The following is a 4,757-nucleotide window of genomic DNA, read 5'->3' as shown; positions in this document are numbered from 1 at the left end:
TGCCTGGCGGCTGTAGCGCGGTGGTCCCACCTGACCCCATGCCGAACTCAGAAGTGAAACGCCGTAGCGCCGATGGTAGTGTGGGGTCTCCCCATGCGAGAGTAGGGAACTGCCAGGCATCAAATAAAAGCGAAAGGCTCAGTCGAAAGACTGGGCCTTTTGTTTTATCTGCAGTCTGTCGGTGAGCGCTCTCCTGAGTAGGACAAATCCGCCGGGAGCGGATTTGAACGTTGCGCAGCAACGGCCCGGAGGGTGGCGGGCAGGACGCCCGCCATAAACTGCCAGGCATCAAATAAGTGAAGAAGCCCATCCTGCCGGACGGGCTTTTTTGCGTCTGTGGGGAGTGAAAACCGCCGGATGCGGCGTCCCGCCTTATCCGGCCTACAACGGCACTACAAGGTAGGCCTGATAAGCGCAGCGCATCAGGCACATCGCGGCACCATCGGGCACAAAGCAACCCCCCACGCTTCCATAAAACAAGCCATCCTGCGGCATATGCGGTAAACTAAGCGCGATTTTGCATCAGGAAAGCGTCTATGAATCACTCCCTTAAAGCCTGGAACACCTTCGGCATTGACCAGTCTGCCAACGAGATTGTTTGTGCTGAAAATGAGCAACAACTATTGAACGCCTGGCAAGCTGCCAATGTATTAAACCATCCGGTACTGATTCTGGGTGAGGGGAGTAACGTCCTGTTCCTCGATAATTTCCATGGCACGGTGATCGTCAACCGTATCAAAGGTATAGAGGTTACAGAGAAGCCTGACGCGTGGTATCTACACGTTGGGGCTGGTGAGAACTGGCATCATCTGGTACAGCATACATTGCAGCTTGGCATGCCTGGGCTGGAAAACCTGGCGCTTATTCCCGGCTGTGTTGGCTCATCGCCAATCCAGAACATTGGTGCTTATGGTGTGGAACTTCAGCGTGTTTGCGAATATGTGGACTGCATTGAACTGGCGACCGGTAAGCATCTGCGTGTAAGTGCTGCGGAATGTCGCTTCGGGTATCGTGACAGTATCTTTAAGCATGAGTATCAGGATCGCGTCGCGATTGTAGCCGTCGGTCTGCGTTTGTCTAAACAGTGGCAGCCCGTACTGACATACGGCGATTTGACGCGTCTGGATCTTGCAACGGTCACACCTCATCAGGTGTTTGATTCCGTCTGCCACATGCGAACAACAAAGCTGCCTGACCCGAAAATAAACGGTAATGCGGGAAGTTTCTTTAAAAATCCGGTTGTTGCAGCGGAAATTGCACAGGAACTCCTGTCACAATTCCCGACCGCACCTCACTATCCCCAGGCCGATGGCTCAGTGAAGTTGGCCGCTGGCTGGCTTATCGATCAGTGTCAGCTCAAAGGCATGCGTATTGGTGGCGCAGCAGTACATCAACAACAGGCACTGGTACTGATCAATGCGGGTAATGCGACGAGCCAGGATGTCGTGCAACTTGCACATCATGTACGACATAAAGTGGGTGAGAAGTTTAATGTCTGGCTTGAGCCAGAGGTTAGATTTATCGGCCCGCAGGGTGAAGTGAATGCTGTGGAGATCATCGCATGAAGGATAATACCGTCCCCCTGACGCTCATCTCATTATTGGCTGATGGCGAATTCCATTCAGGTGAGCAACTCGGTGAAAAACTGGGAATGAGTCGTGCAGCGATTAACAAACACATCCAGACGTTACGCGACTGGGGCGTTGATGTATTTACTGTTCCAGGTAAAGGCTACAGCTTACCAGAGCCCATCCAGCTACTAGACTCATCCGTTATTCATTCTCAACTGGGTGACGGAAACATCACCGTTCTGCCCGTAATTGATTCAACCAACCAGTATCTGCTGGATCGAATTGGGCAACTGACATCCGGAGATGCCTGCGTAGCGGAGTATCAGCAGGCTGGTCGTGGCCGACGTGGGCGTAAATGGTTCTCGCCATTTGGTGCTAACCTGTATCTCTCTATGTTCTGGCGCCTGGAGCAGGGCCCGGCAGCGGCGATTGGCCTGAGTCTGGTCATTGGTATCGTCATGGCTGAGGTTTTACGCGATCTGGGGGCGGATAAAGTCCGTGTGAAATGGCCTAATGATCTCTACCTGCTCGATCGAAAACTGGCGGGCATTCTGGTTGAGCTCACCGGAAAGACGGGTGATGCCGCGCAGATCGTTATTGGTGCCGGAATTAACATGTCTATGCGCCGGGTAGAAGAGAATGTGGTTAATCAGGGGTGGATTAACTTACAGGAAGCAGGCATAAACATTGACCGTAATACGCTTGCGGCCCGGCTGATCCGCGAGCTTCGTGCTGCGCTGATACTGTTTGAGCAAGAGGGGTTGGTGCCTTATTTATCACGCTGGAAGGTACTTGATAACTTTATCAACCGCCCAGTTAAACTCATTATTGGCGATAAAGAAATATTTGGTATCTCGCGAGGAATAGATGCACAAGGTGCACTATTGCTTGAACAGAATGGCAAGATAACACCATGGATGGGCGGAGAAATATCGCTCAGAAGTGCCGAATAATAAGAAGGGGAGCATCGGCTCCCCTTTTTTTATTTATTTTCTTAACCTGACTTGCTCAACGGCATGATTGGCGCTCTTGGTCATGATTAAACTGGCTCGCTCACGCGTAGGTAGTATGTTTTGTTTTAAATTCAACCAGTTAATCTCTTTCCAGAGCGACATTGCTGTATTGACAGCCTCATCCTCGGACAATTTCGCGTAGTTATGGAAATAAGAGTCAGGATTGGTAAATGCCCCTTCACGGAATTTCAGGAATCGATTGATGTACCACGTCTGGAGTAATTCCTCTGGCGCATCAACGTAAATAGAAAAATCGACGAAGTCAGAAACAAATACATGATGCGGGTCGTGGGGGTAGTCCATTCCGCTTTGTAATACATTTAACCCTTCGAGAATCAATATATCCGGCTGGGCAACCGTTTTGTCGCCATCAGGGATCACGTCATAGATCAGATGTGAATAGACCGGTGCGGTGACGTTAGGGACGCCTGACTTCAGGTCGGAAACAAATTTTACCAGACGGTGCATATCATAAGACTGGGGGAAGCCTTTCTTCTTCATGAGCCCGCGTTCTTTCAACACCTGGTTTGGGTGAAGGAAACCATCGGTCGTAATCAGCTCAACTTTGCGGTGCTCTGGCCAGCGGCTCAGCAGTGCCTGCAAAACGCGCGCGGTTGTGCTTTTACCAACTGCAACACTGCCTGCAATACTAATGATATAAGGAATACGCTGGCCGTTTGTGCCTAAAAATTGCTCCAGAACAGCCTGGCGTCGCAGGTTTGAACTGATGTAAAAATTTAGCAAACGCGATAGAGGCAAATAAATCTCAGCAACTTCTTCCAGCGATAAGTCTTCGTTAATGCCTTTCAGACGAGCAATCTCTTCCTCGGTCAGGGTCATCGGCACTGAATCACGAAGCGCAGCCCACTGGTTGCGATCAAACTGTAGGTAAGGCGACGTTAACGCTTGCTCTTTTATACTCATACGCATGGTCTGGCTGTCATTGCTATATCAGGTCAGTGATAAAAAACGAAATCATCCCCGGCACGCAATGGCACGCACATTTCAGTTAATTTGGACAATGGGCAGGAGGGTAACACCAGATGAGGGGGAATAATAAGAAAAAATCGTCCCCTGAAAAGCATTGTGACGAGTATTCCAGATGTATAAAGATGTGCTTTCTCTCTGTCCGAACGTGAATAACGGAGCGAAACCCTCTCCGGTTATAAGGCCCAGCGTTGGAAATTTGTGCAATTCAGACAAGAAATAGATTATTTATCGGACGTATAGTGCAAAATGTGAGCGGAAGAACATTTTATGCAATTTTTTAGTTGCATGAGCACGCAGGTATCCATAAAATGCGCGCTACTTGATGCCGACTTAGCTCAGTAGGTAGAGCAACTGACTTGTAATCAGTAGGTCACCAGTTCGATTCCGGTAGTCGGCACCATCAAGTCCGGTGGGGTTCCCGAGCGGCCAAAGGGAGCAGACTGTAAATCTGCCGTCACAGACTTCGAAGGTTCGAATCCTTCCCCCACCACCACTTTCTGGCAGCGTTATCGCCGCCTGAGTTGGTTAAAAAATTTAATCAGCTCAAACAAAAAAGAGAGAAATCTCTTTTTTGTTACAGAAAGAACTGGGTAGCCGAGTTTCAGGATGCGGGCATCGTATAATGGCTATTACCTCAGCCTTCCAAGCTGATGATGCGGGTTCGATTCCCGCTGCCCGCTCCAGACGTGCTGATATGGCTCAGTTGGTAGAGCGCACCCTTGGTAAGGGTGAGGTCCCCAGTTCGACTCTGGGTATCAGCACCACTTCACTTCTCCTTCCCGTTTCTCTCTGTTTACTTTTAAAAGCATTCAACAGCTCAGGTATATTGCCTGGTTGATGTGGTGATATCACCGATTTATCCGTGTCTTAGAGGGACAATCGATGTCTAAAGAAAAATTTGAACGTACTAAACCGCACGTTAACGTCGGTACTATCGGCCACGTTGACCATGGTAAAACAACGCTGACCGCTGCAATCACTACCGTTCTGGCTAAAACCTACGGCGGTGCTGCTCGCGCATTCGATCAGATCGATAACGCGCCGGAAGAAAAAGCGCGTGGTATCACCATCAACACTTCTCACGTTGAATATGACACCCCGACTCGCCACTACGCGCACGTAGACTGCCCGGGCCACGCCGACTATGTTAAAAACATGATCACCGGTGCTGCGCAGATGGACG

At 50.0% G+C, this 4,757-nt stretch carries 4 protein-coding genes, 4 tRNA genes, 1 rRNA gene and 1 pseudogene; 8 read left to right on the top strand and 2 right to left on the bottom strand.

Annotation, left to right across the window (positions count from 1 at the left end; all coding sequences use genetic code 11):
* Nucleotides 1-2: 2 nt before the first annotated feature.
* From rrf to birA, 3 genes are all read left to right on the top strand, one after another.
* Nucleotides 3-118 (top strand): 5S ribosomal RNA (gene rrf, locus NNO03_RS22300).
* Nucleotides 119-536: 418 nt separating this feature from the next.
* Nucleotides 537-1,565, top strand: coding sequence for a UDP-N-acetylmuramate dehydrogenase (gene murB, locus NNO03_RS22295; protein WP_271450591.1), 1,029 nt, complete (start codon nt 537-539; stop codon nt 1,563-1,565).
* Nucleotides 1,562-2,524: a bifunctional biotin--[acetyl-CoA-carboxylase] ligase/biotin operon repressor BirA gene (gene birA / locus NNO03_RS22290; protein WP_271450590.1), complete on the top strand. Its 963-nt coding sequence runs from the start codon at nt 1,562-1,564 to the stop codon at nt 2,522-2,524. The genes murB and birA overlap by 4 nt, the downstream gene beginning before the upstream one ends.
* Before the next feature lie 33 nt (nt 2,525-2,557).
* Here the strand turns inward: birA and coaA are convergent, their stop codons facing one another.
* Together coaA and NNO03_RS22280 are read right to left on the bottom strand one after the other, a co-directional pair.
* Nucleotides 2,558-3,508, bottom strand: a complete 951-nt coding sequence (gene coaA / locus NNO03_RS22285; RefSeq protein ID WP_271442069.1) for a type I pantothenate kinase — start codon at nt 3,506-3,508, stop codon at nt 2,558-2,560.
* 302 nt (nt 3,509-3,810) lie between these two features.
* Nucleotides 3,811-3,879, bottom strand: a pseudogene (locus tag NNO03_RS22280) (hypothetical protein); the annotation flags it as partial.
* Nucleotides 3,880-3,898: 19 nt separating this feature from the next.
* On the opposite strand from NNO03_RS22280, the gene NNO03_RS22275 reads away from it, so the two are divergent.
* The 5 genes from NNO03_RS22275 to NNO03_RS22255 form a co-directional block, all read left to right on the top strand.
* Nucleotides 3,899-3,974, top strand: a tRNA-Thr gene (locus tag NNO03_RS22275).
* Between the two features lie 8 nt (nt 3,975-3,982).
* Nucleotides 3,983-4,067: transfer RNA gene (locus NNO03_RS22270), tRNA-Tyr, on the top strand.
* 115 nt (nt 4,068-4,182) lie between these two features.
* Nucleotides 4,183-4,257, top strand: a tRNA-Gly gene (locus NNO03_RS22265).
* A gap of 5 nt (nt 4,258-4,262) precedes the next feature.
* A tRNA-Thr gene (locus NNO03_RS22260) sits at nt 4,263-4,338 on the top strand.
* Between the two features lie 118 nt (nt 4,339-4,456).
* Nucleotides 4,457-4,757: GTP-binding protein (locus NNO03_RS22255; RefSeq protein WP_000031687.1), on the top strand; the 301-nt coding region annotated here is incomplete at its 3' end.

It is taken from the genome of Citrobacter sp. Igbk 16 (genome assembly GCF_028069755.1).
Taxonomy (GTDB): domain Bacteria; phylum Pseudomonadota; class Gammaproteobacteria; order Enterobacterales; family Enterobacteriaceae; genus Citrobacter.
The sequence above is the reverse complement of the archived record's forward strand: the minus strand, read 5'-3'. Positions and strand labels throughout refer to the sequence as shown.